Genomic DNA, 17,542 nt, shown 5'->3' on the forward strand with positions numbered 1-17,542 from the left:
TTACAGCTAATCTGACGGACAGTCAGCTATGCCGTAGGGGGCTGCTATGAGTGACTGGGACACCATCCCGGAGCTGATCCAGTGGTCGGCCGAGCGGTACGCGGACACCGAGGCGGTGGTGGAGGGCCGTACGCGGGTCACGTACGCGGAACTGGGCGCCCGCGTGGAGCGCGCGGCGGCGGCGTGCATGGCGAGCGGGGTGCGGATCGGCGACCGGGTGGCGATCTGGGCCCCCAACTCCCTGGACTGGATGGTCGCGGCGCTGGGCGCGGTGTCGGCGGGCGCGGTCCTTGTCCCGCTGAACACCCGCTTCAAGGGTACGGAGGCGGCGGACGTACTGCGCAGGAGCGGCGCGCGACTCCTGTTCGTGACAGGAACCTTCCTGGGCACGTCGTACGTGGCGTCGCTGAGGAGGGCGGCGGGTGCGCAGGGTGACACGGGCGGCTGGGGCCCGCTGCCGGGCCTGCCGGCCCTGGAACAGGTGGTGGTCCTGTCGGACGACGCCCCCCAGGACTTCCGCACGTGGAAGGACTTCCTGGCGGGAGGGGAGGGGATGGCGGGACCCGAAGTGCGCGGCCGGGGCGCTGATGTGGACGGCGACTGCCTCTCGGACATCATCTTCACGTCGGGCACGACGGGCCGCCCGAAGGGCGCGATGATCACGCACGCCCAGACCCTGCGAGCGTACGAGATCTGGTCGGACCTGGCGGGTCTACGCGCCTCGGACCGCTACCTGATCATCAACCCCTTCTTCCACACCTTCGGTTACAAGGCCGGGGTGCTGGCCTGCCTGATGCGCGGGGCGACGATGATCCCGCAGCCGGTGTTCAACGTGGACACGGCGCTGGCGAACATAGCGGCGGAACGCATCTCGGTCCTGCCGGGCCCACCCACCCTCCACCAGTCGATCCTGGACCACCCTTCCCGCAACACCCACGACCTCTCGGCTCTCCGTCTGGTGGTGACAGGCGCGGCGGTCGTACCGCTCCGACTGGTGGAACGCCTGCGCGGCGAACTCGGCGTGGACACGGTCCTGACGGCGTACGGCCTCTCGGAGGCGAGCGGCATCGTCACGATGTGCCGCCAAGGCGACGACCCCGAGCTGATCGCGACCACGTCCGGCCGGGCGATCCCCGGTACGGAACTGAAGGTGGTCGACCCGCAGGGGACCTCCGTACCCCCCGGCACCCCGGGCGAGGTCCTGGTCCGGGGCTTCAACGTCATGCGCGGCTACTACGAGGACGAGCAGGCGACCAGGGAGGCCGTGACCCCGGACGGCTGGCTGCACACGGGCGACGTGGGCGTCCTGGACCCGGCCGGCAACCTCCACATCACCGACCGTATCAAGGACATGTTCATCGTCGGCGGCTTCAACGCGTACCCGGCGGAGATAGAACGCCAGCTGGGCCTCCACCCGGAAGTGGCCGACGTGGCGGTCATCGGCATCCCCGACCCCCGCCTCGGCGAGGTCGCCAAGGCTTTCGTGGTCCGCCGCCCCGGCTCCCCCCTGACCGCGGACGACCTGATCGCCTGGTCCCGCCGCGAGATGGCGAACTACAAGGTGCCGAGGGCGGTGGAGTTCGTAGGGCAGCTACCGCGAAACGCAAGCGGAAAGCTGGCGAAGCTGGAGTTGCGGGCTCGGGGGTGAAGGGGGAGTTACGGAAGGGCGGTGTTGGTGAAGTGGCCGTTGGGGCCGCCCGCTTCTCGGCCAGTGTCGTGCTTCCGCGGGCCGCGTCAAGGGCGCTCCAGCACGGGTGAGAAGCGAGCGGGCGGCCGGGGGAGCAGTGGGCGGCTGAGGCTTGCTGGGCCCTTGGGCGAGCTGCGTTCGTGCCGTTGGCGTGGCGGCGCGGCGGGCGGTCTGGGGCACGCCGGGCCGGTTCAGCGGCTTGCGGTGAGTGGGTGGGTGGAGGCGGGGCGGGCTGCTGTGGGCTGGTGGGGCAGGGGGCGCCGGGCCTGGTCCGGGCACCACGCCTCATCTCACCCGTCACACGGACCCCATCAGCCGTGCTGGGATGGGTGATTGGCAGAATTGGGCCGTCCTCCCGCCCACCCCATCCCTGTGACCTGGGCTTTTGTCTTGACCCTCTGGCACGAATCTGCCAATCACCGCCCCTGTCCCCGTGGCGGGGGCGATGGCGTGGTCGGTGGTACGGACTGTCGCCCGCCGCGCCCCCACCGCCAACGGTGCCTGGGCAACTGGCGGAGCGGTCCCACGCCGGTCAGGGCCACGGCCCCAACGATCACTGGGAATCACCGGCCAGGTCAGTCAGGGCGGCCCTGATCTCCTCGACCATGTACACAGGCCGGTGGAAGACGTCCTCGGCGCTGAAGCGGAGGAGGCTGCGGATCTCCGGGCAGCGGAGGAGCTGGTTGTAGCGATTGATGTCCTGGCGGTGGGCGTCACGGGTGCCGTGATAGGCATAGCCCTCGATCTCCACCACCAGCCCTGCCGCCCGGAACAGGAAATCGACGATGCAGCAGCGGCCGTCCGGGGTGCGCAGCTCGGCCTGGGCCTCCGGACATAGCCCAGCGTCGAACATGCGCAGTCGGGCCACCGTCTCTGCGGGTGAGCCCGTCCTGGGATCGGCGAGCCGCAGCCAGTCGCGGGCCCGGGTGGCTCCGTGGAGCGGGGCTTGGAGGGCACGGGCTAGTGCGACCGGGGTGGTGAGCGGTGCACGGCGCACCCCGTCGACCCGGCGGTGGCCGAGCGCGGACTCCACGGCGACCAGCGCGTCGTCCCTCGATCCGGCTCGGAGTAGGTCGGCGAGGGTACGTGGGACTCCGGTGACGCGCAGGCCGGACCGCTCCACAATGTCGGTTCCGGGAAGGGGAATCCGGTGGATCCGGACGTCGGCCAGACCGTTCCGGGTACGAAGACCGGGATCGGTGAACTCGAGGCGGTTCGATGCCCCGGCGTCCTGGGTCTCGATCATCCAGAGGCGAGCCGCCGACCGGTGACTGACAACGAGTCCCGGCTTGAGCAGTTGGGCCGCCCGCAGCCGCAGGAGCACGCCGACCGCTCTCCCGGGCTCCGCCCAGGCGCCGCTCCTGATCCGGGTCCACCCTTCGGCACCAAGCCGCCGCGAGAGGGAGCACCGGGGCCACCCGGCCGCCAGCGCCCGCGAGGTGAGCAGCACACCCCCCTCGACGAGCCCCCTCAGTTCACACAGTTCCACGCTCCCACGATGCCCGAACCGCTATTCCGGGCGCCGCCCCCTGTGGACAACTCCGTCGCTGGCTCGCCTGGAGGCCAGGATTGGCAGATCCGTTTCACCACAGGCCGCGCCGGCCTCGGTAGTTGCCACACGCACATGGAACGATTCTGCCAATTTCCGGGCGGGATTAGCGGGATCAGCGGCGCCGACGGATCAGCGGGTGCTCATGGCTCTCTTGCGCCATACGGCGGTGTTCAGGGTAATCCCGGTGCTTGCCAGACACGACGAAGCTGTGTGGATCAGGCGTGCGGGTTGTTGCGCTTTAAGTCGTCCGGTGGTGAGTGACCTCCGGACACACCTCGGCCGCGACGGCTCCCCCTCCGCGCCGCCGCGGCCGATCTCCCCCGTGTGACGGAAGGCCCTGTCAGGCCTTCTCGTCGGTGGCGTGCGAGTTGTCCGGCGTCGCCGTACCAGTGGTGGCCTCTGTGGTGGAGGCGGTGATCTTCGGCGAGCCGATGGTGGCGTGACTGTTCATGGTGGTGATCTGCGCCGGCTCGATCGTGGCGTGGCTGTTCATGGTGGTGACCTCAGCCGGCGTCTCGGTGTTTGCCGGCGCGGCCTCGTTCGGCTTGTCGTTGCTCATGACTCCGCTCCCCTGAAAGTGCGTTGCGATGGGTCTTGCAAGGCCCGTCCGGCAGCTCCCCCGAGGGCCGCCGGACGGGTGTTCTAGGCCGGTACACCTTACGGCGCGGCCACGTGACGACCCGTCTGCCCCCCGACACGACGGATCGACAGAAACGAGAGTGCCGTGGGGCGATAAACGAACGATGAACGCATCCCTCCGCCGCCTCAGGCGATGGCGTGCGACCTGAGAAGGATGCGAACCTCCTTCGCCTCTGCGGCGTTGAGGGCCTCGAAGATCTCGAGTGCCTCCTGCCAGCAGACCTGAGCGCGGCCGGACTGGCCGATACCGCTCAGGGCGCGGCCCAGTAGTGTGAGCGCGTTCCCGCGCCGCCAGTCTCCGCCGATGCCACGAAGCAGAGCCAGTGCCGTCTCGGCGTTGGTCGCGGCGTCGGTCGGGCGGCCGGCCGCGAGGTCGAGTTCGGCGAGACGGAAGAGGGACATGCCTTCCCACAGGCGTTGTCGGCTGTCCCTGAACACCACCAGTGCCTCCCCGAGGCGCTCGGCAGCCTCCTCGTACCGACCGCACTGGGTGAGCGCGAGTCCCAACGCATAGCGCCCGTTGGCCGCCTTGAACCCATGTCCCATGTCGTCGTACATGTCAGTGCCCTGCTCAGCCAGAGAAACGGCACTTGCCGTCTGTCCCATGGCCAGGTGGATGCGCGAGAGGTTGCAGAGAGCGCTGGCCTCCCCGGGGCGGTCACCGCAGGAGCGAAAGCTGTCGATGGCGCGACTCAGGTGTTTCTCGCCGTCTTCGAGTCGACCGTGGTAGAGCGCGATGATGCCCAGCATGTTGGACGCCCAGCACCTGGGGAGTGGATCTCCTGCGGCATCCGCCAGCCGCAGTGCCTCCGTGGCTCGGTCGTCGGCCAGCTCGAAACGGCCCGTCAGGTGGTGGCCGTTGGCGAGGGTGACGAGGGCTCGGGCCTCCGCGCGCTGATCGGCCGCAGCGCGAGCGGCGTCACGGATCGACGACCCGGTCGCCAGGTACTCCCGGGAGTTGGCGCCGGACTCCGTCAGGTCGACGGCGGCCCACAACAGGTCCACGGCTCGCCGAAGCCGGTCAGGAGACGTTGACTGGCGTACGCACGCCAACAGGCTCATGGCCTCCGTGTACAACCAGTCCTGAGCACGGTGCCGGTCTACGAAGGTCAGACCCGGGTACTCCGCCACCTCCAGGTGATCCACCAACCGGTCCCCCGGGCGCTCGATCGCGTAGACCTGGGCTGCCGTGGCCAGATAGAAGTCCAGCAAACGGGACATCGCAGCCACCCGCCCGCTCGGCGGCTGCTCGTCCCGCTCCGCGCACGCACGCGCGTAGAGCCGGACCAGGTCGTGGAAGCGGTAGCGGCCAGGCGCTGCCGACTCCAGCAGTGACGTGTCGACGAGGGCCTCCAGCAGGTCCTCCGTCTCCTCCGGGGGCAGGTTCAGGACCGCCGCCGCAGCAGCCAGGGAGATGTCCGGGCCGTCCGCCAGGCCCAGCAACCGGAATGCCCGTGCCTGGGCCGGTTCCAGCTGGCCGTAGCCGAGTTCGAAGGTGGCCTTCACCGCCAGGTCGCCCGCCTGCAGCTCGTCCAGGCGGCGCCGTTCGTCGCCCAGCTTTGCCGCCAGGACCGACACCGTCCAGGTGCGGCGCGCCGCCAGGCGGGAGGCTGCGATGCGGATCGCGAGGGGCAGGAAGCCGCACGCTGCCACCACGTCCAGCGCGGCCTCGCGCTCCGCGGTGACCCGCTCCTCGCCGACGATCTTCGTGAACAGCGACAGCGCCTCGTCGGGGGACATCACGTCCAGGTCCACCAGGTGGGCCCCGGCCAGGTCCAGCATGCGGACCCGGGAGGTGACCAGGGCCGCGCAGCCCTCCGTGCCGGGCAGCAGGGGACGTACCTGCGCCGCGTCCTTCGCGTTGTCCAGCAGGACCAGCACCCGGCGGCCGTCCAGCACGGACCGGTACAGGGCCGCCCGTTCCTCCAGGGAGTCCGGGATCGCCGAGTCCGCCGTTCCGAGCGCGCGCAGGAAGGAACCCAGTACCGTCTCCGGTTCCGCCGGGCGGGGGCCCGCGCCCTGGAGGTCCACGTACAGCTGGCCGTCCGGGAAGGCCGGGCGGGCCCGGTGGGCCACGTGCACCGCCAGCGTCGTCTTGCCCACGCCGCCGATTCCGGCCAGCGCCGAGACCGCCATCACCCGGCCCTCGGCCTCCGACGCCGAGGCCAGTACGTCGCTCAGCTCGCCCACGAAGGCCGCGCGGCCCGTGAAGTCCGGGACGGACGCGGGAAGCTGGGCCGGGCGGACCGGGACCACGGACGGTTCCGCCACCGGGGCCGAGGGTTCGGCCAGGGCCGGGTCCGCCTGGAGGATTCGGTGTTGCAGTTCGCGGAGGCCCGGGCGCGGGTCCACGCCCAGCTCGTCCGCCAGGAGGCGGCGGGTGTCGGCGTAGACCGCCAGGGCCTCCGCCTGGCGTCCGCTGCGGTACAGCGCCAGCATCAGCAGCTCGCGCAGGCGCTCCCGCAGGGGGTGCGCGGCCGTCAGGGCCGTCAGTTCCGAGACCGCCTCCGCGTGGCAGCCCTGCTCGAGGTCCATGTCCAGGCGGGACTCCAGCAGCACCAGGCGCCACTCCTCCAGCCTGGCCCGCTGTCCCTCCGCGTACGGGCCGGGGACTCCGGCCAGGGGTTCGCCGTCCCACAGGGACAGGGCCCGGTTCAGTACCGACCGCGCGTGGCCCAGGTCGCCGGCGCCCCGCGCCTTCTCCGCCTGGGCGGCCAGGTCCTGCGCCTCCGCCAGGTCCAGGGCGCCCTCGCGCAGGCCGCGCACCGCGTAGCCGCCCGACTCGCTCACCAGGACCCCGGGGTCGAGGATCTTCCGCAGGCGGGAGGCGTACGTGCGCAGCGCCGCCAGCGCCTGTGACGGCGACTCGGTGCCCCACAGCGCGTCGATCAGCTCCGACGCCGTCGCCGTACGGCCCTCGCGCAGCAGCAGGGCGGCCAGCAGGGCGCGCTGCTGAGGGGAGCCCGTGCTGAGCGCCTCCTCGCCGCGCCAGGCTCGCACCGGACCGAGCACGCTGAAGCGCAGCGCCGCCGGCTCCGCAACGGTCACGGAGTCGGCGCGCCGCTGCTCCGGCACTCGCGGCCCACCGTCCATGCGTTGGCCCCCCTTAGGCACTCGAACAACTCCGCCAGTTTGCCTTGTTCCGGACGGTTGCGTCAGCCGTGCGAGACGCCGATCACAGATGGGCGCACTTCGGTCCACAAGGCCCTCACACGGTCTTTGCATCGTGGTTGCCAATGAGCGACCGGCACGACAGCTGACGGACCGTCAGATCGGCGCTACCGTGAGCGCCATGGACACCCAGAGCGACAGCCAAGAAGCCATGGAAAGTCCGTTCCCGAAGATCATCTCCGTGGACGACCACACCGTCGAACCGGCCACCGTCTGGCAGGACCGCCTCCCGAAGGAGTACCTGGACGTGGGGCCGCGGACCGTCCGCGCCCCCCTGAAGGAGATGACCTTCCTCGGCGGGCGGTTCAAGCCCGTCATGGGCGAGCCCGGCAGCACGGACGGTCCCCTCGGCGACTGGTGGGTCTACGAGGACCTGCGCCGGCCGCTCACCCGCCTCGACACCGCCGTCGGGTACGACAGGGACGAGATCAAGCTCGAAGTCATCACCTACGAGCAGATGCGCGCCGGGTCGTACGACGTCCCCGCCCGCCTCGCCGACATGGACCTCAACCACGTCCAGTCCGCCCTCTGTTTCCCCACCTTCCCCCGCTTCTGCGGCCAGACCTTCACCGAGGCCCGGGACCGGGAGCTCGCCCTGCTCTGCGTCCGCGCCTACAACGACTGGATGGTGGAGGAGTGGTGCGGGCCCGAGGCGCGCGGGCGGCTCATACCCCTCACCCTCATCCCCCTCTGGGACGCCGAGCTGGCGGCCCAGGAGGTACGGCGGAACGCCGCGCGCGGGGTGCGGGCCGTCGCCTTCTCCGAGATACCCCCGCACCTCGGACTGCCGTCCGTCCACACCGACGACTGGGACCCCTTCCTCGCCGCCTGCGACGAGACCGGCACGGTCGTCGCGATGCACATCGGCTCCAGCAGCCGCATGCCCTCCACCTCCGCCGACGCCCCGCCCGCCGTCGGCTCCACCATCACCTTCGCCAACTGCTGCTTCTCGATGGTGGACTGGCTGATGAGCGGCAAGTTCGAGCGCTTCCCGAACCTCCGGATCATGTACGCCGAGGGGCAGATCGGGTGGATTCCGTACATCCTTGAGCGCGCGGACGTCGTGTGGGAGGAGAACCGCGGGTGGGGCGGGGTCGCCGACAAGGTGCACCGGCCGCCGTCCGAGCTGTTCGCGGACCACGTCTACGGCTGCTTCTTCGACGACGCCTTCGGGCTCAGGAACCTCGACTCCATCGGCGTCGGGAACGTCCTCTACGAGACCGACTACCCGCACTCCGACTCCACCTGGCCGAAGTCACGGCAGGTCGGCGAGGCCCAGATGGGGCATCTGGCGCCGGACGTGGTCGAGCGGATCGTGCGCGGGAACGCCATCGAGTTGCTGGGGCTCACCGCCGACGGGCTCTGGCCGGGGGCGGGAGCGGGGTCCCGGTGAGCCGCCTGGCCTACGGCATCCAGCTGCCCGTCCAGTCCCAGAGCACTCTCTACACCGAGGGCTGGGAGGCCGTCGGGACCCCCGCCGACCTGGTCGAGGTCGCCCGCGCCTGCGACCGCGCCGGGTTCGACTACGTCGCCTGCTGCGACCATGTGGCCATCCCGCGCCGGCTGGCCTCGGCGATGAGCACGGTCTGGTACGACCCCGTCGCCACACTCGCCCATCTCGCCGCCGTCACCGAGCGCGTCCGGCTGCTCAGCCATGTCGCCGTGGTCGGCCTGCGCCATCCGCTGCTCACCGCCAAGCAGTACGCCACCCTCGATCACCTCTCCGGCGGGCGGCTGGTCCTCGGGGTGGGTGCCGGGCATGTGCGGGAGGAGTTCGAGGCGCTGGGGGTCGACTTCGAGCGGCGCGGGGCCGTGCTGGACGAGGCCGTCGACGCGCTGCGGGCCGCCCTCGGGCCCGGGGAGTTTCCCGAACACCACGGGAAGTACTACGACTTCGAAGGGCTCGGGCAGCGGCCCCGGCCCGCCCAGGCGCACATCCCCCTCTGGGTCGGCGGCTCCTCGCCCGCCGCCGTGCGCCGGGCCGCGCTGAAGGGCGACGGCTGGCTGCCGCAGGGGGATCCGCGGGAGCGGCTGCCCGCGCAGATCGCCACGCTCAGGCGCATGCGTGCGGAGGCCGGCATCGAGGCCCCCTTCACCGTCGGCGCCATCACCGAGCCGCTGTACGTCGGCCGGGCCGGCTGGGACGTCGGACGGCGCACCCTCACCGGCGCGCCGGAGGAGCTCGCCGAGTCGCTGCGGGCGTACCGCGCGATGGGCGTGCACCAGATCCAGGTCCGCTTCCGCAGCCGGAGCCGGGCCGAACTCACCGACCAGATCACCGCGTTCGGGGCGGAGGTCGCGCCCCGGCTGGACTGAGGAAGAGGAGCGAGCGGACATGGGCAAGCTGGACGGGCGGGTCGTCATCATCACCGGGGCGGCCCGCGGACAGGGCGAGCAGGAGGCGCGGCTCTTCCGGCAGGAGGGCGCCCGCGTGGTCGTCGCCGATGTGCTGGACGACCTGGGGGAGGAGCTGGCCAAGGAGATAGGGGCGTTGTACGTCCACCTCGACGTCGGTACGGAGGAGGGGTGGCGGGAGGCCGTCAGTACCGTCAAGCGGGCGTACGGGCGCATCGACGGGCTGGTCAACAACGCGGGCATCCTGCGCTTCAACTCCCTCGTGGACACCCCGCTGGACGAGTTCATGCAGGTCGTACAGGTCAACCAGGTCGGCTGCTTCCTGGGCATGAAGACCGTGGCGCCGGAGCTGGCCGACGGCGGGACCATCGTCAACACGGCCTCCTACACCGCGCTCACCGGGATGGCCGCCGTGGGCACGTACGCCGCCACCAAGCACGCCGTGCTGGGGCTGACCCGGGTGGCCGCGCTGGAGCTGGCGGGCCGGCGGATCCGGGTGAACGCCATCTGCCCGGGCGCCATCGACACCGCCATGTCCAACCCGGCCCGCCTGGACCCGGACGCCGATCCGGAGGAGATGAGCCGGGCCCTGGACGAGCTGTACCGCAAGCTCGTGCCGCTCGGCCGGGTCGGGCAGCCGGAGGAGGTGGCCCGGCTCGCCCTCTTCCTCACCTCGGACGACTCCTCGTACATCACCGGGCAGCCCTTCGTGATCGACGGTGGCTGGCTGGCGGGGGTCAGTGTGATCTGACAGGCCGTCACCTATTGACGAATCTGACGCAACGTCAGAAAGTTCGTAGCACTCGTGAGTACCTGAACCGGGGAAGGTGAACCGCCGTGGAATTCGGGCTCTTTGTACAGGGATACGTGGGCAAGCGCGCCGAGACCGACCCGCTCGCCGAGCACAAGGCGCTGATGGAGGAGACCGAGTACGTCATCCAGGCGGACAAGTCCGGGTTCAAGTACGCCTGGGCCTCCGAGCACCACTTCCTGGAGGAGTACTCCCACCTGTCCGCCAACGACGTGTTCCTGGGGTATCTGGCGCACGCGACCGAGCGCATCCATCTCGGCTCCGGGATCTTCAACCCGCTCGCCCAGGTCAACCACCCGGTGAAGGTGGCCGAGAAGGTCGCCATGCTCGACCACCTCAGCGAGGGGCGCTTCGAGTTCGGCAGCGGGCGGGGCGCCGGCAGCCACGAGATCCTCGGCTTCCTGCCCGGCATCACCGACATGAACTACACCAAGGAGATCTGGGAAGAGACCATCGCCGAGTTCCCGAAGATGTGGCTCCAGGACGAGTACGTGGGCTTCCAGGGCAAACACTGGCAGCTCCCGCCGAGGAAGATCCTGCCGAAGCCGTACGGCAAGTCGCACCCGGCGATGTGGTACGCGGCCGGGTCGCCCCCGTCGTACGCCATGGCGGCGAGGAAGGGGCTCGGCGTGCTCGGCTTCAGCATCCAGAAGGTCTCCGACATGGAATGGGTGCTGGAGCAGTACAAGACGGCGATCGTGAACGCCGAGCCGATCGGGGACTTCGTCAACGACAACGTGATGGTGACGACGACCGCGATCTGCGCGCCGACGCACGCGAAGGCGATCGAGATCGCCGTGAACGGCGGGCTGCACTACCTGCCCTCGCTGGTGTTCCGGTACCACGACACGTTCCCGCGGCCCGAGGGCTTCCCGGTGTGGCCGGAGACGCTGCCCGAGTACACCCCCGAGTTCGTCGAACTCCTCATCGAGGAAGAGCTGCTGATCTGCGGGGACCCGGACGAGGTGCTGCGGCAGTGCAAGCGGTGGGAGCAGGCCGGGGCCGATCAGCTGAGCTTCGGGCTGCCGGTGGGGGTGCCGAAGGAGGAGACGCTGCAGACGATCCGGCTGATCGGGGAGCACGTGATTCCGAAGATCGACACGGATCCTGTGCACCGGACGTCCCGGTTCCGGGCTGCCGTGTAAGCGGCCTGCAGAAGGGAGCCCCCCATGCTCGATCACCTCATCAAGGGCGCCACCGTCGTGGACGGCACGGGGGCGCCCGCGTTCACCGCCGACGTCGGCATACGGGACGGCCGTATCGCCGTGCTCGGCAAGGTCACGGACGAGGCCCGGACCAGCGAGGACGCGAGCGGCCTCGTCCTCGCCCCCGGCTTCGTCGACCCCCACACCCACTACGACGCCCAGCTCTTCTGGGACCCGTACGCCACCCCCTCGCTCAACCACGGGGTGACGACCGTCGCCGCCGGGAACTGCGGGTTCACGCTCGCCCCGCTGCACCCCGAACGGCCCGAGGACGCCGACTACACGCGCCGCATGATGTCCAAGGTCGAGGGCATGTCGCTGGTCGCGCTGGAGGAGGGGGCGCCCTGGAGCTGGCACGGTTTCGGGGAGTATCTGGACGCCCTGGAGGGGCGGATCGCCGTCAACGCGGGCTTCATGGTGGGGCACTGCGCGCTGCGGCGGTACGCGATGGGGCCGGAGGCGGTGGGCGGGCAGCCCAGCGAGGCGCAACTGGCCGAGATGGTACGGCTGTTGCACGAGGCGATGGACGCCGGGGCCTGGGGGCTGTCCACCACCCAGTCCAGCACGCACTCGGACGGGGACGGGCAGCCCGTGGCCTCCCGGCACGCCCGGCCGGCGGAGCTGCTGGCGCTGGCGAAGGCCGTCGGCCAGCACGAGGGCACGCAGCTGGAGGCGATCGTCGCGGGCTGCCTGGACCAGTTCAGCGACGCCGAGATCGATCTGTTCGTGGAGCTGAGCGCGGCGGCCGGACGCCCCCTGAACTGGAACGTCCTGACCATCGACGCGGCCGTCCCCGAGCGCGTGCCCCGGCAGCTGGTCGCGAGCGAGCGGGCGCGGAAGGCGGGCGGCCGGGTCGTGGCCCTGACCATGCCGATCCTCACGCCGATGAACATGTCCCTGGGCACCTTCTGCGCGCTGAACCTGATCCCGGGGTGGGGGCCGGTCCTGGGCCTGCCCGTGCCGGAGCGGATCGCCCGGCTGCGCGACCCGGAGGTGCGGGCGGAGCTGCTGCGGCGGGCCCGGTCGAAGGAGGCCGGCGTCTTCCGGCGGCTGGCGGACTTCGGGCGTTACGTCATCGGGGACACCTACAGCGAGGCCAACCGGGGGCTGACCGGGCGGGTGGTGCGGGACATCGCCGAGGAGCGGGGGCTGGACCCCTTCGCGTGCCTGGTCGAGATCTGCGCGGCCGACGACCTCCGTACGGTGCTGTGGCCGATGCCGAGCGACAACGACCCCGCCTCCTGGGCCCTGCGCGCCGAGACCTGGCAGCACGAGGACGTCCTGCTCGGCGGGTCCGACGCGGGCGCGCACCTGGACCGGATGTGCGGGGCGCCGTACACCACCCGGTTCCTCGGGGACTGTCTGCGCCGCCGGAAGCTGGTCGGGCTCGAACAGGCGGTCAAGATGCTGACCGACGACCCGGCGCGGCTCTTCGGGCTGCGGGAGCGGGGACGGATCCGGGAAGGCTGGCATGCCGACCTGGTCCTCTTCGACCCCGAGCGGATCGACGCGGGCCCGGCCACCCTGGTGCACGACCTGCCGGGTGACAGCCCCCGGCTGGACTCCAGGGCGCTCGGGGTGCGGGCCGTATGGGTCAACGGGGTCGAGGCGATCCGCGACGACGTGGTGTGCGGGGCCGTACCGGGGAAGGTGCTGCGGTCCGGGCGGGACACGGAGACGGTGAGCACGCGATGAGCGACGAGCAGCAGCGGTTGTTCATCGGCGGGGAGTGGGTGGAGCCGGCCTCCGGGTACTACCCGGTGACCGACCCGGCCACCGAGGAGAGGGTCGGCCTGGCGCCGGAGGCCTCGCCGGAGCAGGTGCGGGAGGCGTGTGCGGCGGCCCGGGAGGCGTTCGGGGCGTGGTCGCGGAAGCGGCCGGAGGAGCGGGCGGCGGTGCTGGGCCGGGCGGCGGAGATCATCCGCGACCACCTGGTGCCGTACGCCGAGCTGGCGCGGGCGGAGACCGGGGCGACGACCGGTACGGCCCGCGCGATGCAGGTCGGCGTGGCCGCGGCCCGCTTCCGCCGCTATGCCACGGTCGAACCGTCCGAGTGGCCGATCGCCCCGCAGATCAACGAGGCCGGTGGGGGTACCTCCCACGCCCTTAAGGCAGTGGGGGCAGGGAAGGCGGGCGTGATGGGCGCGCTGGCCGTGCGGCAGCCGGTCGGGGTCGTCACCTGCATCACCTCCTACAACAACCCGTGGGCCAACCCGGCCGGAAAGGTCGCCCCGGCGCTGGCGATGGGCAACACGGTGGTGGTGAAACCGGCCCCGCAGGACCCCCTGTCGGTGTACCGGATGGCGGAGGCGCTGGAGGCGGCCGGGGCGCCGCCGGGCGTGGTGAACGTCGTCTCGGGGCGGGACGTGGCCGTGGGCGAGGCGGCGGTGGAGTCCGACGACGTCGACATGGTGAGCTTCACCGGCTCCACGGCCGTCGGCCGGCGCATCGCCGAGGTGTGCGGGCGGGACATGAAACGCCAGTTGATGGAGCTGGGCGGGAAGGGGGCGGCGGTCGTCCTCGACGACGCGGACCTCGCCTCGGCCGTGGCCGGGATCGGCACCACCTTCTCCTTCTACAGCGGCCAGATCTGCACGGCCCCGACCCGGGTGCTGGCCCAGCGGAGCGTGTACGACCGCCTGGTCACGGAACTGGCCGCCTACGCAAGCCGGTTGAAGGTAGGAGATCCGCGCGAACCGGACACCGCCGTGGGCCCGGTGATCTCGGCGGAGCACCGGGCCCGGGTGGAGTCGTACGTCGAACTGGGCCGCAAGGAGGGCGCGACGGTGGTCGCGGGCGGCGAACGCCCTCCGCTGGAACGGGGGTTCTACGTCTCCCCGACCCTCCTCGCCGACTGCACCAACGACATGCGGGTGGCCCGGGAGGAGATCTTCGGGCCGGTGGTCACGGTGATCCCCTTCGAGGACGAGGACGAGGGCGTGGCCCTCGCCAACGACTCCGACTACGGACTCATCGACTACGTCTGGTCCGGCGACGTGGCCCGGGCCTTCCGGGTGGCGCGCCGCCTGCGGGCCGGAGGCGTCGGCGTCAACACGGTCGGCCGCAACATGGAGGCGCCCTTCGGCGGCTTCAAGAAGAGCGGCGTCGGCCGGGACGTGGGCTCCTACGCCCTGCACGCGTACAGCGAGGTGCAGGCGATCGTGTGGCCCGGGTGAGCGGCAGGTTCAATCCGCTCAGTCCGTCAGGTCGACTCGTACCGTCAGCAGGTCCGCGCCCAGCGCCCATACCGCCGCGCTGTTGAGGCGGGGCAGGGTGCGCAGGCGGGCCATGGGGTCGTCGTCGGGGAGGAGGTGGGCGGTGCCGTGGTGCCAGCGGCCGGCGATGCGGACGCGCACGGACGGGTCGGCCTGGATGTTGCGGACGTACTGGGACTTGTAGCCGTACTCCGAGACGAGCCAGAAGGAGTCGCCGACCCGGCGCCCGCCCACCGGTGTCTGCCGGGGCCGGCCGGACTTCCGGCCGGTGGTCTCCAGGAGGACCTGGAAGGGCAGGCGCCGGTTCAGCGGGTTGGCGACGTGGCGCTGGAAGCGGGTCACGATGCGCTGCTTCAGGCCGGGGGTGCTGGGCATGTCCGGGGTTCTCCTGGTCTCGGTCCGCCGTGAGCGGTTTCGGTCAGCCATGAGCGGTGATGCGGGCGCGTGCTAGCCTCCCGGCGATCGAGACCGTTCGCAACAGGACTGACCGTGCGTATACCGAAATCGGCCCGCCACCTGGCGGTTTGGGCCCTCCTCCCCTTCACCCTGACAGGCTGCGGCCTCCTCGGCGGTGGCGCGGGGCAGGCCGAGTACGGCGTCCGGCAGCGCACCATTTCGGTCGACGCCGGTGCCAAGTTCACCCTCAAGGTCCCGGCCAGGCCCTTCATGGGCGAGCACTGGTATCTGGCCTCCCCGCGGCCCGACGCGGGCGTCCTCGAGTACCGCGGCACGCGGGAGGACATCCACGGCAGCCCCGAGGGTGTCGCCGGCGGCGGTGACGGCACGGCGTACTTCGACTTCACCGCGGTCAAGAAGGGCACGACGACGGTGAAGCTGCTGCACTGCGCGATGGGCCGGTGCGCCGACCCCACCCGGCCCGCCCCCTCGACGAGCCCCGTCCCCACGGCCACCGGCAGCCCGGACGGCACCCCCGCCTACTACCTCTACACCGTCACCGTCCGCTGACCCATACCTCCCAGGCCGTGTTGGCCTAGCCCTCCAGGTCGGCGAGCCAGTTGCCGTGGAAGCCGAACGGCACCCGGGTCGGGAGGTGGACGGTGGCGACCGGGGGCGCGGCGAGATCGCCGGCGTCCAGGACGACCAGGTCACTGCGGTCGGTGGCGGCGTCGTGCACGTACGTCAGCAGCCAGCCCGGGCCGCCCGGCGTCCGGTCGGCGGGGGCGAACGCCGCTTCCCCGGGAGTGCGGCTGGGGCCGAAGTCGTGTGTGGCCGCGGAGCCGGTGGCCAGCTCGTAGCGGACCAGCGAGGTGCCGCAGGTGATGTGGCCGTGGCCGGAGTCGAGTCCGGTGAGCCGGTCGTCCACGCGCGGGAACTCGCCCGGGCGGTCGTCGACCTGCTCCTCGCGGACCGTGCCGCGGACCGGGTCGACGGTCCACTTCCACAGCACGGCCTGCTGCGCACGGGTGCTGCCGTCCCGGTCGCGCCGCCACAACTCGGGGTAGCGCATCACGTGCAGGACGATCGTGCCGTCGGGCGCGTCGTGGGCGTTGAGGGTGTGGAAGACGTAGCAGGGGTCGACCGGGAACCAGCGGACCTCGCCGTAGGGGTCGTCGCGGCGCAGCACGCCGAGCCGGGCGCCGTATCCGTCGTCCCAGCTGTAGGGCATGGTCCCGCCGGACAGGGCGAGTTCGACGTCGAAGACGACCGGCAGGTCCATGAAGACCACGTGCCCGGCGGTGAGGGCGAAGTCGTGCAGCATGGTCGGGCCGGGCACCTCGATCGGCCTGCTGATCACCAGCTCGCCCTCGGCGTCGGCGCGGTGGTAGGTCAGGCGGGTGGGCTCCACCATGCCGTACCCGAAGAAGTGCAGTTCGCCGGTGGCCGGGCAGGCCTTCGGGTGGGCGGTCATCGCGGTCCGCAGCCGGCCGTCGAAGTCGTACGGGCCCAAGGTGTCGAGGTCGCAGGTCAGCTCGTAGGGCAGGGCGGTCTCGACCAGGGCGAGGGTGCGGCCGGCGTGCCGGACGACGTGGGTGTTGGCCGGGCCGGCCGTCAGGTCCCGGCGGCCCTGGGCGTCGTACATCGGCGTCCGCTCGGTGAACTGTGTGGTGCGCACCCAGCGGTTGCGGTAGGAGACGGCACGTCCGCCCTCCAGGCGGACGCCGTGGACCATGCCGTCGCCGAAGAACCAGTGGCCGGAGGCGGCGTCGGCTGGGTTCGGGCCGTTGCGCAGGTACCAGCCGGACAGCTCGGGCGGGAGAGTGCCGGTCACGGGCAGGTCGTACGCGGTGAGTTCCTCGGCGACCGGCGCGTAGTTGCCCCGGAGGTGCTTCGGCGCGGTGGTCATCGGGTCACCTGCCCGGCGGCCTGGGCCTTCGCCTGGACGTGGGCGACGTAGCGGACGGTGAAGAGCATCGGCGCGACGAAGCCGGCGATCTGGACCAGGGTCGCGGGCGTCGAGTGGGCGTGCCCGGCGTGGTCCAGCAGGGCGAGCACGCCGGCGGTCACGGCGAAGCCGGCGGTCCAGACGGCGGTGATGATCACGTTGGTCCGGATGAACGGCTTCAGGCCCCAGTACTCGCGGGGTGTGGTGCGCTTGGCGATGCCCAGGGTGAACGGCCGGCCGATGGCCAGCGAGACGCCGGCGATGACGGCGAGAGTGCCCGAGGAGAGGGCCGCGGAGTAGTCGTGCACGCCCGAGTGCGGGTCGGCGAAGGCGATGGCGGCGAGGGCCGCGAAGAACACCGCCGAGCCGGACTCGATGATGAGCGCGTCAAAACCGGCGCCGGACTTCTTTTCCTGGGCGATGATCCCCAGAGACAGCGCCAGGGCGGCGAGCGCGCCCCATTGCCAGTCCGCCGAGGGGATGACGGCGAAGACGATCCACGGCAAGAACGAGCGCAGGTACGACATGAGATCCCCCGTTGGTCTGGGTGTGGCTGGTCCGGG

The 17,542-nt window shown here is 71.3% G+C and carries 14 protein-coding genes; 8 read left to right on the forward strand and 6 right to left on the reverse strand.

The features are described from left to right. Positions 1–46: 46 nt before the first annotated feature. Positions 47–1,648 carry a FadD3 family acyl-CoA ligase gene (locus ACWD35_RS09985; protein ID WP_451350676.1) on the forward strand — a complete coding sequence of 534 codons (1,602 nt, stop codon included), beginning with the start codon at positions 47–49 and terminating at the stop codon, positions 1,646–1,648. Between the two features lie 592 nt (positions 1,649–2,240). Here ACWD35_RS09985 and ACWD35_RS09990 read toward each other — a convergent pair. From ACWD35_RS09990 to ACWD35_RS10000, 3 genes are all read right to left on the reverse strand, one after another. Further along, positions 2,241–3,176: a hypothetical protein gene (locus ACWD35_RS09990; protein WP_451350677.1), complete on the reverse strand. Its 936-nt coding sequence runs from the start codon at positions 3,174–3,176 to the stop codon at positions 2,241–2,243. Positions 3,177–3,579: 403 nt separating this feature from the next. Then, positions 3,580–3,798, reverse strand: a complete 219-nt coding sequence (locus ACWD35_RS09995) for a hypothetical protein (protein ID WP_451350678.1) — start codon at positions 3,796–3,798, stop codon at positions 3,580–3,582. Positions 3,799–4,004: 206 nt separating this feature from the next. Further along, a complete protein-coding gene (locus tag ACWD35_RS10000; RefSeq protein WP_451350679.1) occupies positions 4,005–6,971 on the reverse strand; it encodes an AfsR/SARP family transcriptional regulator in 2,967 nt (988 codons plus the stop codon). 199 nt (positions 6,972–7,170) lie between these two features. Between ACWD35_RS10000 and ACWD35_RS10005 the strand changes: the two genes are divergently transcribed. The 6 genes from ACWD35_RS10005 to ACWD35_RS10030 all read left to right on the forward strand — a co-directional run bounded on the left by ACWD35_RS10005 (position 7,171) and on the right by ACWD35_RS10030 (position 14,596). Beyond that, positions 7,171–8,442, forward strand: a complete 1,272-nt coding sequence (locus tag ACWD35_RS10005; RefSeq protein ID WP_451350680.1) for an amidohydrolase family protein — start codon at positions 7,171–7,173, stop codon at positions 8,440–8,442. Between the two features lie 5 nt (positions 8,443–8,447). Continuing rightward, positions 8,448–9,365: an LLM class F420-dependent oxidoreductase gene (locus ACWD35_RS10010; RefSeq protein WP_451350814.1), complete on the forward strand. Its 918-nt coding sequence runs from the start codon at positions 8,448–8,450 to the stop codon at positions 9,363–9,365. A gap of 19 nt (positions 9,366–9,384) precedes the next feature. Further along, positions 9,385–10,155 carry an SDR family NAD(P)-dependent oxidoreductase gene (locus tag ACWD35_RS10015; protein WP_451350681.1) on the forward strand — a complete coding sequence of 257 codons (771 nt, stop codon included), beginning with the start codon at positions 9,385–9,387 and terminating at the stop codon, positions 10,153–10,155. 86 nt (positions 10,156–10,241) lie between these two features. Beyond that, positions 10,242–11,360, forward strand: a complete 1,119-nt coding sequence (locus ACWD35_RS10020; protein ID WP_451350682.1) for an LLM class flavin-dependent oxidoreductase — start codon at positions 10,242–10,244, stop codon at positions 11,358–11,360. A 24-nt stretch (positions 11,361–11,384) separates the two neighbouring features. After that, on the forward strand, positions 11,385–13,115 hold the full coding sequence (locus tag ACWD35_RS10025; protein ID WP_451350683.1) for an N-acyl-D-amino-acid deacylase family protein: 1,731 nt from the start codon (positions 11,385–11,387) through the stop codon (positions 13,113–13,115). After that, the gene (locus ACWD35_RS10030) at positions 13,112–14,596 is read left to right on the forward strand and encodes an aldehyde dehydrogenase family protein (protein ID WP_451350684.1); all 1,485 of its coding nucleotides are present in this window, start codon (positions 13,112–13,114) and stop codon (positions 14,594–14,596) included. The genes ACWD35_RS10025 and ACWD35_RS10030 overlap by 4 nt, the downstream gene beginning before the upstream one ends. An 18-nt stretch (positions 14,597–14,614) precedes the next feature. Here ACWD35_RS10030 and ACWD35_RS10035 read toward each other — a convergent pair whose 3' ends face one another. Continuing rightward, positions 14,615–15,010 (reverse strand): nitroreductase/quinone reductase family protein, encoded by a 396-nt coding sequence (locus ACWD35_RS10035; RefSeq protein ID WP_451350685.1) that lies wholly within the window; start codon positions 15,008–15,010, stop codon positions 14,615–14,617. Positions 15,011–15,124: 114 nt separating this feature from the next. On the opposite strand from ACWD35_RS10035, the gene ACWD35_RS10040 reads away from it, so the two are divergent. Continuing rightward, the gene (locus ACWD35_RS10040; RefSeq protein WP_451350686.1) at positions 15,125–15,601 is read left to right on the forward strand and encodes a protease inhibitor I42 family protein; all 477 of its coding nucleotides are present in this window, start codon (positions 15,125–15,127) and stop codon (positions 15,599–15,601) included. Positions 15,602–15,626: 25 nt separating this feature from the next. Here the strand turns inward: ACWD35_RS10040 and ACWD35_RS10045 are convergent, their stop codons facing one another. Next, on the reverse strand, positions 15,627–16,940 hold the full coding sequence (locus tag ACWD35_RS10045) for a carotenoid oxygenase family protein (RefSeq protein WP_451350687.1): 1,314 nt from the start codon (positions 16,938–16,940) through the stop codon (positions 15,627–15,629). Then, on the reverse strand, positions 16,937–17,506 hold the full coding sequence (locus ACWD35_RS10050; protein ID WP_451350688.1) for a hypothetical protein: 570 nt from the start codon (positions 17,504–17,506) through the stop codon (positions 16,937–16,939). Before ACWD35_RS10050 ends, ACWD35_RS10045 begins: the two co-directional genes overlap by 4 nt. Between the last annotated feature and the right edge of the window lie 36 nt (positions 17,507–17,542).

The organism is Streptomyces sp. NPDC002671 (assembly GCF_053592475.1).

Coding starts and splice junctions, on each gene's coding strand:
- ACWD35_RS10035 (WP_451350685.1), bottom strand. CDS start 15,010: ATGCCCAGCACCCCCGGCCTGAAGCAGCGCATCGTGACCCGCTTCCAG.
- ACWD35_RS10030 (WP_451350684.1), top strand. CDS start 13,112: ATGAGCGACGAGCAGCAGCGGTTGTTCATCGGCGGGGAGTGGGTGGAG.
- ACWD35_RS10005 (WP_451350680.1), top strand. CDS start 7,171: ATGGACACCCAGAGCGACAGCCAAGAAGCCATGGAAAGTCCGTTCCCG.
- ACWD35_RS09995 (WP_451350678.1), bottom strand. CDS start 3,798: ATGAGCAACGACAAGCCGAACGAGGCCGCGCCGGCAAACACCGAGACG.
- ACWD35_RS10050 (WP_451350688.1), bottom strand. CDS start 17,506: ATGTCGTACCTGCGCTCGTTCTTGCCGTGGATCGTCTTCGCCGTCATC.
- ACWD35_RS10015 (WP_451350681.1), top strand. CDS start 9,385: ATGGGCAAGCTGGACGGGCGGGTCGTCATCATCACCGGGGCGGCCCGC.
- ACWD35_RS10000 (WP_451350679.1), bottom strand. CDS start 6,971: ATGGACGGTGGGCCGCGAGTGCCGGAGCAGCGGCGCGCCGACTCCGTG.
- ACWD35_RS10045 (WP_451350687.1), bottom strand. CDS start 16,940: ATGACCACCGCGCCGAAGCACCTCCGGGGCAACTACGCGCCGGTCGCC.
- ACWD35_RS10025 (WP_451350683.1), top strand. CDS start 11,385: ATGCTCGATCACCTCATCAAGGGCGCCACCGTCGTGGACGGCACGGGG.
- ACWD35_RS09985 (WP_451350676.1), top strand. CDS start 47: ATGAGTGACTGGGACACCATCCCGGAGCTGATCCAGTGGTCGGCCGAG.